The 14,531-nt window shown below is 59.2% G+C and carries 11 protein-coding genes; 4 read left to right on the forward strand and 7 right to left on the reverse strand.

Annotated elements, in window-relative coordinates; all coding sequences use genetic code 11:
- Nucleotides 1–17 precede the first annotated feature (17 nt).
- Nucleotides 18–872, reverse strand: a complete 855-nt coding sequence (locus QCE49_RS34455; RefSeq protein WP_008345319.1) for a transporter substrate-binding domain-containing protein — start codon at nucleotides 870–872, stop codon at nucleotides 18–20.
- Nucleotides 873–1,234: 362 nt separating this feature from the next.
- A complete protein-coding gene (locus tag QCE49_RS34460) occupies nucleotides 1,235–1,510 on the reverse strand; it encodes a DUF4148 domain-containing protein (RefSeq protein ID WP_250437785.1) in 276 nt (91 codons plus the stop codon).
- A 149-nt stretch (nucleotides 1,511–1,659) separates the two neighbouring features.
- Between QCE49_RS34460 and QCE49_RS34465 the strand changes: the two genes are divergently transcribed.
- A complete protein-coding gene (locus QCE49_RS34465; RefSeq protein WP_250442147.1) occupies nucleotides 1,660–2,115 on the forward strand; it encodes a YaiI/YqxD family protein in 456 nt (151 codons plus the stop codon).
- Between the two features lie 10 nt (nucleotides 2,116–2,125).
- On the opposite strand, the gene QCE49_RS34470 is transcribed toward QCE49_RS34465, so the two are convergent.
- The 3 genes from QCE49_RS34470 to QCE49_RS34480 form a co-directional block, all read right to left on the reverse strand.
- The gene (locus QCE49_RS34470; protein ID WP_008345316.1) at nucleotides 2,126–2,770 is read right to left on the reverse strand and encodes a DsbA family oxidoreductase; all 645 of its coding nucleotides are present in this window, start codon (nucleotides 2,768–2,770) and stop codon (nucleotides 2,126–2,128) included.
- A gap of 39 nt (nucleotides 2,771–2,809) precedes the next feature.
- Complete coding sequence (locus QCE49_RS34475) at nucleotides 2,810–2,977, reverse strand: hypothetical protein (protein ID WP_250457712.1); 168 nt, start codon at nucleotides 2,975–2,977, stop codon at nucleotides 2,810–2,812.
- Nucleotides 2,978–3,048: 71 nt separating this feature from the next.
- Nucleotides 3,049–4,428, reverse strand: coding sequence for a replication initiation protein (locus QCE49_RS34480; protein WP_250457713.1), 1,380 nt, complete (start codon nucleotides 4,426–4,428; stop codon nucleotides 3,049–3,051).
- Nucleotides 4,429–5,199: 771 nt separating this feature from the next.
- Between QCE49_RS34480 and QCE49_RS34485 the strand changes: the two genes are divergently transcribed.
- Together QCE49_RS34485 and QCE49_RS34490 are read left to right on the forward strand one after the other, a co-directional pair.
- Nucleotides 5,200–6,408 (forward strand): ParA family protein, encoded by a 1,209-nt coding sequence (locus tag QCE49_RS34485; protein ID WP_033535672.1) that lies wholly within the window; start codon nucleotides 5,200–5,202, stop codon nucleotides 6,406–6,408.
- A complete protein-coding gene (locus QCE49_RS34490; protein ID WP_250457714.1) occupies nucleotides 6,405–7,376 on the forward strand; it encodes a ParB/RepB/Spo0J family partition protein in 972 nt (323 codons plus the stop codon). The genes QCE49_RS34485 and QCE49_RS34490 overlap by 4 nt, the downstream gene beginning before the upstream one ends.
- 1,636 nt (nucleotides 7,377–9,012) lie before the next feature.
- Here QCE49_RS34490 and QCE49_RS34495 read toward each other — a convergent pair.
- Nucleotides 9,013–9,756 carry a hypothetical protein gene (locus QCE49_RS34495; RefSeq protein WP_250457715.1) on the reverse strand — a complete coding sequence of 248 codons (744 nt, stop codon included), beginning with the start codon at nucleotides 9,754–9,756 and terminating at the stop codon, nucleotides 9,013–9,015.
- Nucleotides 9,757–10,029: 273 nt separating this feature from the next.
- On the opposite strand from QCE49_RS34495, the gene QCE49_RS34500 reads away from it, so the two are divergent.
- On the forward strand, nucleotides 10,030–12,531 hold the full coding sequence (locus QCE49_RS34500; protein ID WP_250457716.1) for a glycogen/starch/alpha-glucan phosphorylase: 2,502 nt from the start codon (nucleotides 10,030–10,032) through the stop codon (nucleotides 12,529–12,531).
- Here the strand turns inward: QCE49_RS34500 and QCE49_RS34505 are convergent.
- Nucleotides 12,528–13,934: a sugar porter family MFS transporter gene (locus tag QCE49_RS34505; protein WP_008345310.1), complete on the reverse strand. Its 1,407-nt coding sequence runs from the start codon at nucleotides 13,932–13,934 to the stop codon at nucleotides 12,528–12,530. The two genes, QCE49_RS34500 and QCE49_RS34505, sit on opposite strands and share 4 nt — an antisense overlap.
- Between the last annotated feature and the right edge of the window lie 597 nt (nucleotides 13,935–14,531).

Consider the following 14,531-nt stretch of genomic DNA (forward strand, 5'->3'; position numbering starts at 1 on the left):
TCGACATCACTTCATCCTCAGAACTGCGGATTGAGCGGGAAATGCGGATCGGTGCCGAACCACTTCTTGTAGAGCTGCGCGTTGAGCTTCGAAGCGTTGATGTTGAAGAGGAACAGGTTCAGATAGTTGAGCCACGCCTGATCGCCGGCCTTCACGCCGAAGCCGTTGTATTCGAGCGGCACGAGTGCTTCGTTCGTGACGGTCAATTCGGGATCGAGCTTCGCCTGATACGCGAGGAAGTTGTTGTCCTCGATCATCGCGTCGGCCTGGCCTTGCTTGACGGCGAGAATCGCGGCCTGCGAGCTGTCGTATTCCTGGATCTTGATCGGGATGTTCAGCGAGCGGACTTCATCGCCGTTGGTCGAGCCCTTGACGGTCGCGATCGTGCGGTTGCCCATGTCCTGAACCGACTTGATGCCGCTGCTCTTCTTGACCAGCAGCGCCTCGCTCGCGACGACATACGGCGTCGTGAATTCGATGACCTTCGCGCGCTCCAGATTGCGCGTGAAGTTGCAGAACACGACATCGACCTTGCTCGTCTGCAGGTTCGGGATGCGGTTCGCGCTCGTCGTGTTCACGACTTCGAGCTTCACACCCATCTGCCTGGCGAGTTCCTTGGCGAGATCGACGTCGTAGCCGTCGGGCTGACCATCCTTGTCGTAGAAGCCGAACGGCGCGAACGTCAGACAGTCGCCGACCCGCAACGTCCCGCGCTGCAGAACCGCCTGAAGCGTCGACGAACCTGCCGCCGCCCCGGCGTTTGCGCCGCCGCCTTCGGCCGGCGTGGAAACCTTGGTGCAGGCGGCCAACGCCAGCGCGCCGGCGATGACGAACAGCGAAACGGTTCTGACGCCTATGTTCGAGAGTTTCATGAGCAGGTCCTTTCGAAGGATGGTTAGGAGGAACCGGTTCCAGAACCGGCTCAGAGCGAAACGCGAAAGTTCGCCTATGTCCGATATACCGGACAGACATCTGGCGTATCGGATCGAACTGCAGTGTTGGATGAGAAAATTCCGAGCACAAGCGGCCCGAACCCTAATTGGCGAGGGTTTTTTGATCAGATAAGGGGATGCGGCTACAGGCGCAGTCGGCTGACGAGCCGCCAGGACGCGCGAGCGGCGCGGCGGAATCACGGGAGCGATGGTTCGACGTTCGGCCGCGCGGCCCGACCCGGAGGAACCGGGCCATGGATTTTGCGTTCTATGTCTCGCGAGCCGGAACGTCGCGTCGGAAGCTACTGGCTGGCGCCCGCTCCGATCCCCGCTTTCTTCTGAGCGTTCTGCAAGTCCTGGGGATAGTTGGGATCATTCGCGCGGCCGGGGTTATAGCCCGCGTCCTCGAGTTTCTTCAGCTCGGCGTTCTTCTTGTCGCGCGCCTGTTTTCGTGCGGCTTTTTTCTCGGCTTTCGTCATGGACGCAGCTTGCGTCGCGCCGGTTGCGGTCGAACCGGTATCCTGCGCATAGGAAAGCGAGGCCGCGGATGCGCCCGCCACGCCCAGGAAGAATGACACGGCAATGCTTGCTAGCTTCGTTCTCACGGTGATTCTCCGTTCGCCTGGAGGACTTGCGTTGAGGAAAGTATAGGGCGCGCGTTTCGGCACTGCGCCCGTCGAGCATGCGACTTTCATTCGTCACGACATAACTTATCGGAAGCCAACGGATGCAAATCATCGTCGATGCCGACGCCTGCCCCGCCGTCGTGAAGGATATTCTCTTTCGCGCAGGCACACGCATGAAGGTGCACGTGACGCTCGTCGCGAATCAGTTTTTGCGCACGCCGCCCTCGCCGTGGATACGCGCGATTCAGGTGCCCGCCGGTTTCGATGTCGCCGACGCGCGCATCGTCGAGATGGCGCAGGCTGGCGATCTCGTCATCACGGCGGACATTCCGCTCGCGGCGGCGGTGATCGCAAAGGGCGCGTTCGCGCTCGATCCGCGCGGCGAATGGATGAACGCGGAGAACATCGAGGAACGTCTGTCGATTCGCGCGATGATGGATCAGTTGCGCGGCTCCGGCGTGCAGACCGGCGGGCCGCCGCCGTACGCGCCGCGCGACGGCAAGAACTTCGCCGCGCAGCTCGACCGTTTTCTCGCGAAGCAGCGGACGCCCGAATGAGCAGGCGGCTTCAGGCGGTCCCGTCGATGATCTTCCGGATCGCTTCCTCGAACGCCTCGGAAGGCTGCCCGCCGCTCACCAAATACTTCTGGTCGAAGATGATCGCCGGCACGGACTGAATGCCGAGTTGCTGGAACTCGCGCTCTTCGGCGCGGACTTCGTCGGCGTACGCGCCGCTTTGCAGCACCGTGCGCGCCTCGTCGCCATCGAGCCCGGCGCTGCGAGCCGCTTCGATCAGGACGTCGGGGTCGCTCGTATCCTTGCCGTCACCGTGATAAGCGCGCAGCAGCGCGAGCTTGAGCGGCAGTTGCTTGCCTTCGATGCGCGCCCAATGCAGCAGCCGATGAGCATCGAACGTGTTGTAGACCCACTTGCGTTCGCCGAACGCGAAGCCTTCGCGCGCGCCGCGCTCGCGGATCATCGCCTGCGTCTCGCCGATCTGTTCGGGCGTGCGGCCATATTTGCGGCCGAGATAATCGACGATGCGCTCGCCTTGCGGACTCATGTCCGGATTCAGTTCGAAGGGATGAAGGGTGATGCGCGCATCGACGGTATCGCCGAGACGCTCCAGCGCGCGTTGCAGCGAAGAGAGTCCGACGGCGCACCACGGGCACGCGATATCGGAGACGAAGTCGATTTGGAGAGTGCGGGACATGAGGTTCGTGAAGATTGGAATCGAGTCGGACAGACTAGCTCAAATCGCCGATATCGGTTTGCGCGTGCCCTTCGCGGCATCCGCGAACAGGTCGAAGACTGGATTCACGATTTCGACGCGCTCGAACTGGAGCCGGAAGAGCGTCAGGGCGGAACGTGGCTCGAGCCGATAGTGCGAATGCCCAATGTCGTTCTTGCCGTCGCGCATGGGGATCGCGAAGCAAATGGTGGCGCGGTTGCTAAAGACCGTTAGTTGCGATCGATGCGATTGCGTAATGGTCAGTCCCTGCCCTTCGCGCTTTTCGACTTGTTGAAGACGTAGCCCGAGAAGCCGTCTCTCAGATCGGGATATTTCTGAATGATGGTTTCGACGAGCTCGCTCGATGGATCGATGCCCAATCTGCGCAGCGTCAGCTTTCCCGCCGGACTCGTCTTGTAGGTGCGCCGCCAGTCTTCGCGCTGCCGCGGCGTCGCGGCTTCGTACATCTCCCAGCCGCGACGGACTTCATCGACGATCCGGTTCTGAGCGTTCACATCCTGTGCCGCGACCTGCAATGCCCGACGCGCCTCGGCCTGTTGCTTCGCTTCGGTGTCGCGTTGATCGGTCAGCGCCAGGCTCTCCTGAATCTGGACCATCTGGCGTTCCGCATCCGAGACGATCCAGCCTTCCTTCAGCGCTTTCATGAAGAAGCCCGCCGGACTCTTCGACACCTTGCCGAGCTTGAGGCTGAAACGCGTACGCTCGATTGCCTGCTCCAGACGTTCGTCGGTAAAGGTATCGCGGTCGGAAGCGATCTGATTCAACTGCGCGCTGGACAGACCGATTTCCTGTTTCAGCGTCAGATACAGCGCCTGCGCGTGCTCGTGCGTATGCAGCAGGCGCTCGGCCATTTCCTTGCGCTCGACGCGAAATCGCATGCGTCCGATCTTGCGTGAACCCGGTTCATTGCGCGTCTCATACGAGAGGGAAAGATCGGAGACCTCATTAATTTGATCCACCGCCGGAGCGAGCCAATCGCGCTTGAAGTATTTGAATTCCTGCGCTTTTGCGCCCATCGTCCCCTGCCAGGCGCGCAATTCGTCGAGCGTGAACCAATCGGTTATACCCTCGGCCGCGTAGGGAAGCAGATGGTCGTACATCACGCGCGCATAGCTGAGCGTGAAAAGCGACGTGATGCGCAAGCTCAGCCAATGCGATTTCCCGGGACCGCGAATGATTCCGATGAGATCGGGCGGAACGCGGAACTGAAACCGTCCGCCGACGTATGAGATGCGTCCAATCAGTTGAACCGATCCGAACGGCTTGGAGCCATCGGCGTCGGCTTCCGCGGTCGCCTGAATGAGCGCCCTCTGCGCCTCGGTGATCACCTGTTCCAGATGCGCGTTGTTCCGGCTCGAGTAGCGCATGAGCCACTTGAAATAGTCGAGCTCGACGTCGTACAGGTCGTGAATCTTTTCTTCTTGCGCGACGATGAAATAGGCCGCGTCAATCAAGCGACGAGCCGCCACGCCAAGATCGACGATGCGGATCAGGACGTTCTTGCGCGAAAAGCCGATGTCCGAGCGGGCGGCGTCGACGGGCAAGCCCTGCGCATTGGCATCGTCGAATAGGGCCAGCGCCAGTTGTCTGGACGTGGCCACCTGCCCTGCTGTCGTCATTCCGTCTCCGTGTCCGGCGCTAGTTCATTGTGTCGAGCGGTACGTTAACGGCTGCAAGGTGAGCTGTCAACACAAACTACCTCACCTTTCGCAGGCGCGGACACAGGAAACCTCACCATTGCGTCGCAATCTACACAAATTTCCTCACCATTCTTGCCTGGACGCCTCACCTTGGGGTCCACTTCATCTCACCTTGACGGGGTAAACACAGCACCTTGACGCTCAATTAACATCACTTCAAGCACACTTTTCCTCACCTTATGGGTGTAAGTCGTTGATTTCATGAGCGTGCGCGTGAGACGTTAGTGGTGGTGAGTCTTTGTGTTTACAAAAATAACTAACCAACGGCCTTACTCATATAGACGGTGCATTTGATTTTTAACCAGCGGGACGATGGCGTTTCGCGCGCTTCGTTTAGGTGAAGTGAATTGTGACCAGCCGTCGAGACGCTGGAATCCAACTGCGCCGACGTTCGCAGAGGTGAGGTTTTTTGTGATGGGAGCCGGCGTTCCACTGAGCTCACGATGCCGTGGAGCGTTTCGCTGTCCTCTGAGCGTGTCGGGAATCACTGAAGATAGCTTGTATAAGTGGTTGATCTTATTGATAGTCTTGCACCTCCGCCCCAGTGCTTGCAAATTTCGATCAATTCCAATAGCTATTCATCACTGCGGCGAGTATTCTACGGTTCGACATCTAGTTACACCAAAACCGTGGAAACATCGGCGAGCGTGAAGAAAACGCCTCACCGTGGACTAAAAAAGGAAGCACCGAATGAATTTGAGCGAACTGCCAGGGATTAATCGAAGGGTGAAGCTCTCCAACCTAGGAGAGTTCGCAGAGCGTTTGTCGGTCATGACGAACGAACTGCGTGATCAGATCTTGGCACCACGGCCAAGGAAGACAGCGCCCGTGTTTACGATAGGCGAGCTGTCGGACATGTGCGGGATCGACCGGCAGAAGATCAATTATCTGGCGACAAAGGAAGGTACTGACCTCCCGCCGGGTGAAACGCACGGAACCGGGCGTGCGCGTATTTTCTCTCTGAAGGATGCCCGAACGTGGGTTCAGCAGGTCTCGGACATTTATCAGACGCCGCTTGTCACTGGTACGCGCGAACATCGCGGTAGGGTGTTAATCACGGCGAACTTCAAAGGCGGGTCGTGCAAGACGACGACGTCGATGTGCATCGGCCAAGGATTGAGCTTGCGTGGTCGCAAGGTTCTCATGATCGACCTCGACCCACAAGCGTCGCTTTCGGAGTTGTGCGGCCTGTATGCGGAAAAGGACGTGACTTGGGAGGATACGGTCCTGCCATACATTTACGATCCGGACATGGAAGGCGGTCTCGCGTCGAAAGTGCAAAGCACGTATTGGGACGGACTCGATGTGATTCCGGCACACAACTATCTTCACGACGCCGAATTCCATCTGCCTACCGCGCAGAAGACGAACGCGAACTTCGAGTTCTGGTCGGTGTTGCGAAAAGGGATTGAGCCGCTGCGCGCGGAGTACGACTACATCATCCTGGATACCGCGCCTTCGCTCTCTTATATGACGCTGAACGGATTGATGGCGGCCGATTCGATGGTCATGCCGCTCGTACCCGAAAGTCTGGATTTCATTTCGTCGGTGTCGTTCTGGTCGTTGTTCGCTGAAGTCGCGAATGGTTTCGTCGAACACGAAGTCGACAAAACATACGACTTCGTTTCGGTGCTTCTCTCGCGGGTCGACTATGGCAATACATCTTCGGCGCCGGTCGTGCGCTCATGGTCTCAGCGCGCGTATGGCGACTGGTTGCACACCACTGAGATTCCGGCGAGTTCGGTCATGAGCAATGGCGCGTTGGCTTTTTCTACTGTCTTCGATCTTTCACGGGCCGAGACAGTCGCGAAAACTTTGGCGCGCGTAAAACAGCCGATGGTCGACTACTGCAAATGGATCGATGACCAGTACGTTGAGCAATGGAGGGCGGGACAATGAGCAGCCTTCGCGACCGAATGATGAGCAAGACCGCGGAAGTTCGTGCGGCAAAGGACATCCAACTCGATCCGCAGCAAGAGAAGGCGACGAGTCCGCGCACTGCGCCCGGAATGGCAGCGGCGTTGGCCTCGGCGCAGCAGCGCATCGCGCAACTCGAGCAGGCAGGTCCTGCGTCCGAAGCGCCGGTGTCGGAGATCGTTCCGAATCCCTGGCAGCCTCGGCAAGTATTCAACGACGCGAAGCTTGTGCAACTCGCCGAGTCGATCCGCGAAGCGGGTCTCGTACAGCCGATCGTTGTACGGCGCATCGGCACCGGATACCAGATCGTGGCGGGTGAGCGGCGCTGGCGCGCGCATAAGATGATCGGTAAGGAATCGATCAAGGTTCTTGTCGTCGATCTTTCTGACGAAGAGATGGCGATGCTTGCCCTCGTCGAAAACGTAGCGCGTGAAGATCTGTGCGACTACGAGATCTCGCGATCGATTCGACGGACCGAAAAGGAGTTTCCTAACCGCAAGCGCATGGCTGAAGCGTTGGGCATCTCGCGCTCCGAGTTGTACCGGTATCTTTCGTTTGGCGAGTTGCCGGATTTCGTCGTGCAGGATCTAGATGTGCAGCCTCGCCTGCTGGGAGCCACGGCCGCGGAGAGTGTCGTCTCGGTACTGCGCGGGCGGAACGCGGCGGCGTTCGACGTTGCCAAGGGCCTTTGGGCGCGCGTCGTTTCGGGCGATCTGGATCAGTCGAAATTTGGCAAGGCGATCAAGCAGGCGTTGGATGACGAGCGCAAGCCGGCGCCGGCCGTAAGCGATCGCAGTATCGACAAGATTTTTGCGGGTGGATCGCAGGCAGGGTCGATCACGAGAGACTCAATGGGGCTCACGGTCAAGATCAAAGCTGGATTACTGACCGAAGAAAAGGAACGGCAAATTCGGGAGTTGGTGACACAGTTGTTTGCCGATAACAGCTAGTCGATTCCCTCCAGCAATTGGTCTTGATGCGGTGCGCTCGGCATCTGGGTCAATTTCCGAAGCTCCAAGAGTGTCTCAACTTGGGACACGCGCAGCGCGAAGTCACGCTCGTGCACTTCCTCTAGGTTGATCTAGCGAGTGTCCCGACTTGGGACACTCGATCTCCGCAGCAACCTCGGCCGTTCACGCCCCGGGCGCAAACTTTCCCATACCCGCGCATCGACACGACCCGCACGGTTGTTTGCACGCGAACTCGTGGACTGGGGCAATTTCCCATTGGAACGAGCTGTCTCAACGGCAGGACAATTGATGGCAAGCACCATCGATGCAGATGAGGCGCACGAAGTATCTCGATCTCGATCCAGGCGCATGGTCTTCCGGTTTGGCGCAGAGGACGACGCAGCCACTGCTCCAAGCGCGTCGATGCGAGTGACTCTCAGCGTGGGTGAATAGCAGCTTGGGAAAGGCGGAGCCCGCCAGCATCCGAAGCTTGAATGTAAAGCCTGAACGTCCTCTTAGCGATGCGAAACCAACGGAGAAGGCGGTCACCGCCACTCGAGCAAGTACTTCGCCTAGAAAGCTGCTGAACAATGATCGCTCCGATCGTTCGTGAAACAATCGACGCCCCGTTTCCACTCTTGCGATCGCTAGACAGGACGGGCGTGCCGGCCATTTTTAACGCTGTTCCGGGAAGATGTTTCACGAAATCGTCTGCGTGAACACAGGGTATCGGCATAAAAGGAACCGGCGAGCGCTCCCAAACGCGCATGACGGCCGCATCGTGACGAATAAGACGAAAAATGTAGCGCTCGATACGTCCGCAGTGAGGCGTCGAAGCTGCGTTAGACGGCGTTTCGCTGGTCGCGGCGAAGAACACCCGTCGCGAATCCGGATGGGGCGACGGAAGACATCGATCCGCCAGCTAATCTTCGTAAAACGCTGCGCGGATCAGCAAACTTTCCGCTTGCTCCCTCGTCCATTCAGACTGCTTGCCGCCCGCGTGCTGGTGAAAAAGCTCGGACGGAACATGCGCGAGCCGCAGCTATCTGAAAGTTAGGTTCAGCGTCCCCGCGCGTTCGCTCTCGCGAACTTCCGCGCGCGCGACAATCCCGAAGAGCGCTCATCACGCGCGACCGGGATCAGTCGCGGGAAGAAAATGTCGAGCACCGCGACCATCGAGAGCAATACGACGGCAACGAAGACCATCGTGCCAAGAAACTCGAGCAAAGACATATTCACCTCGTCCGGTCGCATAGTTTTGTATTGGAGATCTACTGGACTCAGTGTGAGCGAGGCATGGCAAAGTCGATGTCGCGATCAGCCGGGACAACAGGCATCTGTTCGACGCTTCAAATTTCCGTCCGCGCTTAATGTCTGGAATGCGCGCGGGCTGACCGAAATGCGTCCGCGGGCGTCCGGCGCGTCGAAATTCAAAGTCAGACGCAAGTGGCGAGTTGTCGGCGGAAAGGCCCTTGCGCAACGCCTACCTTGTATATTTCTTCGGTATCCGAAATAATGTGGCCGTGAAAATGCGCGCGGGATGCTTAGCGCAAATAAATCCGGACGGGCAAAGCTCAACAGGCCGCCGGCATTCCGATCCGCAACTGGGAGTGCGCGACGCGCACTCCACGCGACATCACTTCGTAGCGGCCACCACGAAGGCGTCTGATCTGTCAGGTAGCGTCAAAGCTCCTAATACCTGACTGTTGCTGAAAAAAACGACGCCCGTAAGCTTCGCACCCGGATATATGCAGGGCGCGGGTCCAAACGTGATCGTGGCGTCCAGCACGTCTTTGTCGCCATGAGGCGTGGCGGCTCCGCTGAACGTGCAGCCGCTCAAGCCTTCACCCTTGATCGAGCCGTCCTGCCCGATTACAAAAGTGGCGGTCTCGCCGTCCTTCGTCGATCCGGCCGCGCCCGAATACGTCCCGGCAACGGACGACAGCGCCACCGGACGTTCATAGTTGGCGTCATAAACCACGTTGAACTTGATGCTGTTCTGCTTCGCCGTGCTCGTATAGATCACGCCCTGAACGCTGTTCTTCGCGTTGTAGCCCGCGAGGACGGGCGTATCGGTCGCCGCCTTGCCGCTTATGTCGAAGGTGCGCGCATTGTCCGACTGAAAAGTGCCATGAGATGCGGATGCCGCACCCTGTACCAGACCTAGCGCGTTTGTCGTCGTGTTCGCATACACGAAATAGAAAGCGCCAGTCTCGAGCACTACGCCGCCCACGACGTTGCCGTTCGCATCGGTTCCGGAATAAAGGCCTTGTGCAGCGTTAGCCTCGGGCGCGCTCGGCGCATTATCGGAACTGCCGCCGCCCCCACCGCATGCGGCCAAAGCGACTGTAACTGCAGATACTGCGACGACGCGTTTCATATTTTTCTGATGTCTGAACTTGCGCTAGCGGCAAGCGAATGAAATAAGCGATGACCGGAATCTTGAACGGGTCCGACAGCCTTTGAAGCGGCAGGCCATCGTGGTCCCGCGATTGCCGAATTTGGCCTTCCCCTTGGGGATAACGGCATGGAAGCGCACGACTTGAGGGCGTATGCTATTCATCGATGCGCCATGACGCAGCACTGTCAACGGCCGGACATAGAGCCGGCACATTCTTGTCGAAGCCCGGTACGCAGGGAGAGAGGACAGATCATGGATGACACGCCCACCATCGAATCGCGGATCAGCGCCGAGCCCGCGCGCAGCGGACTTGGCGTCGAGGCGCTGCAGCGCGATATCGTCGATAACCTCATCTGTCTGCAGGCGCGCTATCCGGAGATCGCCACGCCGCACGACTGGTACATGGCGCTCGCCTACGCCGTCCGCGACCGGATGATGACCCGCCGCGTCGCCACCACGCACACCTATGTAGCGCGCGACGCAAAAGTCGCGTGTTATCTGTCCGCTGAATTTCTCATCGGCCCGCAGCTCGGCAACAACCTGATCAATCTCGGCATCGAAAGCAACGCGCGCGAAGCGTTGCAGGCGCACGGACTCGACCTCGATACGCTGCTGTCGATCGAAGAGGAACCGGGCCTTGGCAACGGCGGCCTCGGACGCCTGGCCGCGTGCTATCTCGACTCGCTTTCCACGCTCGAAATCCCGGCGATCGGTTACGGAATCCGCTATGAGTTCGGCATCTTCGATCAGGAAATCCGCGACGGCTGGCAAGTGGAAATCACCGACAAATGGCTGCAGAAGGGCAACCCGTGGGAAATCCTGCGCCCGGACGTCGCGTTCTACGTGAACTTCGGTGGCCGCACCGAAAGCTCGACCGATGAAGCCGGCCGCTTTCATGTGCGCTGGATTCCTGCCTATACGGTCAAAGGCGTGGCCTGCGATACGCCGATCCCGGGTTTTCACGTCAATACATGTAACTCGTTGAGGCTCTGGAAAAGCGAGGCAGTCGAGTCGTTCGATCTTCAGGATTTCAATGCCGGCGACTATTACGAAGCCGTGCACGAGAAGGTGCTTTCGGAGACGCTGTCGAAGGTGCTTTATCCGAATGACGAGCCCGAAGCGGGTAAGCGCTTGCGGCTCGCGCAGCAGTACTTCTTCGTTTCGTGTTCGTTGCAGGACATGTTGCGCCTGCTTGCGCTCAAGGGCGAGCCGATCAGTCGCTTGCCGGACATGTTCACGGCGCAATTGAACGACACGCATCCGTCGATAGCCGTCGCCGAGTTGATGCGCCTGCTCGTGGATGAGCGGCAACTGCCTTGGGACGACGCCTGGGACATCACGCAGCGCACGCTCGCCTATACGAATCACACGCTGTTGCCCGAAGCGCTCGAAACGTGGGGCTTGCCATTGTTTCAGGGCTTGTTGCCGCGATTGATCGAGATCATCTACGAGATCAATCGCCGCTTCCTCGATGATGTCCGCCAACGATATCCCGGCGATGAAGCGCGGATCGCGCGCATGTCGCTGATCGACGAAAGCGGCACGAAGCGCGTACGCATGGCGCATCTTGCGACGGTCGGCAGTCACGCGATCAACGGTGTGGCCGCGCTCCATTCGGCACTGCTCGAAAAGACGGTGCTGCGAGATTTCGCCGAGCTATGGCCCGAGCGCTTCCATAACGTGACCAACGGCGTCACGCCGCGCCGCTTCATGATGCTCAGCAATCCGGGTCTCGCGAAACTGCTGGACGAGGGGCTGGGGGAAGGTTGGGCGACCGATCTCGGCAAACTGCGCAAGCTGTCCGAATACGCCGACGATGCCGCATTTCAGGAACGCTGGCGCAACGTAAAGCAGGCGAACAAGCAGATCCTCGCGGATAAGATCAAGAGCGCGACGGGCATCGTCGTCGATCCTGCGGCGCTGTTCGACATACAGGTCAAGCGAATCCACGAGTACAAGCGGCAACATCTGAACGCGCTATACATCGTGACGCAGTACATGCGTCTGCGCCGCGATCCCCAACTCGCGCTGACGCCGCGCTGCTTCGTATTCGGCGGCAAGGCCGCGCCGGGCTACGCGATGGCCAAGCTCATCATCCGGCTGATCAACGGCATCGCTGAAGTCGTGAACGACGATCCCGCGATGAACGGCCGCCTGAAAGTCGTATTCTTCCCGGACTTCAACGTCAAGAACGCACACTTCATTTACCCGGCTGCGGACCTGTCCGAGCAGATCTCGACCGCGGGCAAGGAGGCTTCGGGCACCGGAAACATGAAGTTCATGATGAACGGCGCGTTGACCATCGGTACGCTTGATGGCGCGAACATCGAGATCCGCGAAGAAGTCGGCGATGAAAACTTCTTCCTGTTCGGCCTGAATGCGGACGAAGTGGAACGCGTGAAGCGCGAAGGGTATCGTCCGGCCGACTATGCGGATGCGAATCAGACGTTGCGGGAAGTGCTGGAGTTGATCGGCAGCGGGCACTTCTCGCGCGGAGATCGAGAGATGTTCCGTCCGCTGGTCGACAACCTGCTACACCACGATCCGTTTCTGGTGCTTGCCGACTATGCCGCGTACGTCGCGCGTCAGGAAGATGTGAGCGCCGCCTGGCGCGACGAGCGGCGCTGGACTCGCATGTCCATCCTGAATACCGCCTATGCAGGCAAGTTCTCTTCGGACCGCGCGGTTCACGAATATTGCGAGCGGATCTGGAATATCCGCCCCGTGAAGATTTCCATCGAACGACGAAACTAGTTTTTCTTCCCGAGATCGCGCAGACGCTTGCCGGCCATCAGATCGTTGCCGAGTTTCTCGAGCGAAACGCCGCGCGTCTCGGGCACGTAGAAGAACACGACGACCGCAAAGATGACGTTGAGGATCGCATAGAGCACGAAGGTGTTCGCTTCGCCGACAGTCGACAGCAAGCTCAGGAACGTGGCCGCGACCGCCATGTTGGCGACCCAGTTGACGAGCGTCGAAACGGCGATGCCGAAGTCGCGCCCTTGCTGCGGCTGGATCTCCGAGCACAGGATCCAAACGAGCGGGCCGGCAGACATGGCGAACCCCGCGATGAAAAGCAGCAGCGACGCGACCGCCAGAATCTGTGCCGTGAGGCCGGCGACTCCGGCATGCAGCAGGAACCCGAGCGAGCACATGCCGATTGCCATGATGGCGCATCCCGCATAGAGGATCGGCTTGCGGCCCCAACGATCGACGAAGGCAATGGCGCCGAAGGTCGCAATGACGTTGACGAGGCCGACGATGACTGTCGCCCACAGTTGCTGTTCATGAGTCGCGAAGCCGGCCAGTTCGAAGATGCGCGGAGCGTAGTACATCACGACGTTGATGCCGGTGAGTTGCTGGAACACCTGCAGCACGACTCCGAGCAGTACCGAGCGACGGAAGTTCGCGTTTTGCCGCAACAGGCTCCATCCTCGCTGGGGCCGCGTGTTGTCTTCGTTGACCTGTTCGAGTTCGGCTTGCACGTCGGCGGGATTGGCGTAGAAGCGTTGCAGGACGGCGCGCGCTTCGTCGGCGCGGTTGCGCTGAAGCAGCCAGCGCGGGCTATCGGGAAGGGCGAGCACGCCTGCGAGGAAGAAGACGGCGGGAATCGCGATGACGCCGAGCATCCAGCGCCAGTCGGCCACGTACGACAGTCCGATGTTCGACAGGAAGGCGGCCAGGATTCCGACGGTAATCATCAACTGATACGTCGAGATCATCGCGCCGCGTACTTGTCGCGGCGCAACCTCCGAAAGATAAAGCGGCGCGGTGAAGGACGCCATTCCGACCGCGAGGCCCAGCAGCAAGCGTGCGCCGATCAGATGAGCCGGACTCGCCGCGAACCCGGACCATAGCGATCCCGCAATGAAGAGTATCGCCGCCAGCACGAGCGCATAGCGGCGTCCGAGACGCCACGATAGCCAGCCCGCACCCAGTGCGCCGATCGCCGCGCCTACCATCATCGAGCTGACGATCCATTCTTGTGCGCGATCGCTCAGAACAAAATGCTTCGCGATGAAAGGCAGTGCGCCCGAGATCACCCCGATGTCGAGGCCGAACAGCAGGCCGGCGAGCGCCGCCATCAGGCAGACGAAGAGACCATATCGTCCGGTTTTCGTGGATGTCGGGACGCTGCGGTCGGCGAGGGTGCTCATCTGAGTTGTCTCCAGGTTGCGCTTCAAACCGGTCACGGTGGCAGTCGGGCGGCTTTGCTTCGACCATGCGACTGCGCACATGATCGAAGATGAGAATTAGCGCGGGATGAGCGCGCGATGAACGACGCCTGAATCGTGTGACCGGCCGACATCGTACCGGTGAGCGTCAATTGCCGCCCAATGCCATCGCCTCGTTGTTGTGCCTGGTCAATTCTTCGTGCGCGCGTGCGATCTGACGTGCACAGACGCCGGTGACACGCGCCGCTGCTCGGCTTCGAATTTGCCGCCCGAAATGACCCGATTATTTTTTTGGAAAAGGCGCTTGACGTCGTCGAAATAGCCCCGCATAATTCGCCTCCCGTTGAATGACGGCGCGCAAGAAAGCAAGCGAATAGCGAAGCAAATAACTGCGCAAATGCTCTTTAAAAACTAACAGCCGATAAGTGTGGGCGCTTGATGGCGAGTGCGGCTGGTTCTTCGGAATCGGCAATAGCAAAGGTATCAAGAGTCTCACACGAAGTATCAGAGGAAGGTTTGTTCATCTTTGGATGGAATAAATCATCGTCAGTACGTTGAGTGAGCGACCTATTCGGAAGA

The organism is Caballeronia sp. LZ008 (assembly GCF_031451435.1).
GTDB lineage: Bacteria > Pseudomonadota > Gammaproteobacteria > Burkholderiales > Burkholderiaceae > Caballeronia > Caballeronia zhejiangensis.

What these genes read in the sequence shown, in the direction of transcription:
- QCE49_RS34455 (WP_008345319.1), bottom strand. Translation starts at nt 872, where the DNA reads ATGAAACTCTCGAACATAGGCGTCAGAACCGTTTCGCTGTTCGTCATC.
- QCE49_RS34465 (WP_250442147.1), top strand. Translation starts at nt 1,660, where the DNA reads ATGCAAATCATCGTCGATGCCGACGCCTGCCCCGCCGTCGTGAAGGAT.
- QCE49_RS34470 (WP_008345316.1), bottom strand. Translation starts at nt 2,770, where the DNA reads ATGTCCCGCACTCTCCAAATCGACTTCGTCTCCGATATCGCGTGCCCG.
- QCE49_RS34475 (WP_250457712.1), bottom strand. Translation starts at nt 2,977, where the DNA reads ATGCGCGACGGCAAGAACGACATTGGGCATTCGCACTATCGGCTCGAG.
- QCE49_RS34480 (WP_250457713.1), bottom strand. Translation starts at nt 4,428, where the DNA reads ATGACGACAGCAGGGCAGGTGGCCACGTCCAGACAACTGGCGCTGGCC.
- QCE49_RS34485 (WP_033535672.1), top strand. Translation starts at nt 5,200, where the DNA reads ATGAATTTGAGCGAACTGCCAGGGATTAATCGAAGGGTGAAGCTCTCC.
- QCE49_RS34490 (WP_250457714.1), top strand. Translation starts at nt 6,405, where the DNA reads ATGAGCAGCCTTCGCGACCGAATGATGAGCAAGACCGCGGAAGTTCGT.
- QCE49_RS34495 (WP_250457715.1), bottom strand. Translation starts at nt 9,756, where the DNA reads ATGAAACGCGTCGTCGCAGTATCTGCAGTTACAGTCGCTTTGGCCGCA.
- QCE49_RS34500 (WP_250457716.1), top strand. Translation starts at nt 10,030, where the DNA reads ATGGATGACACGCCCACCATCGAATCGCGGATCAGCGCCGAGCCCGCG.
- QCE49_RS34505 (WP_008345310.1), bottom strand. Translation starts at nt 13,934, where the DNA reads ATGAGCACCCTCGCCGACCGCAGCGTCCCGACATCCACGAAAACCGGA.